Raw genomic sequence first — 275 nt, 5'->3', positions numbered from 1 at the left:
CCCTCAGGCTGTGCTTTGCCTTCCAGCCGTTCAGCGCCTCTTCAAAACGAGGGAACTGGAGCGGTTTAATCAGATAATCCACCACACCGTAATGGATGGAGGTCTGGATGGTGGCGGCATCGGCGGCGGAGGAGATCATAATGACATCAATCGGCCGGCCTGAGGCACGTATGACGGGAAGGAGATCCAGCCCGTTATCCTGCTGCATATAGACATCCAGCAGCACCAGATCGACAGGCTGGCTGGGGTCGTTAATGATGGCCCTGGCCTGGTTG

1 protein-coding gene is annotated in these 275 nt (G+C 57.1%); it reads right to left on the bottom strand.

Going from position 1 to position 275, the window contains the following annotated elements; translation table 11 throughout:
* A partial coding sequence (locus tag ACPYOI_RS36230; RefSeq protein ID WP_481424192.1) for a response regulator occupies positions 1-275 on the bottom strand: 275 nt, incomplete at both ends.

Source organism: Rhizobium sp. SVR5-2C (assembly GCF_056755115.1).
Note: the sequence above shows the minus strand (reverse complement) of the source record. Positions and strands in the feature narration are given on the sequence as shown.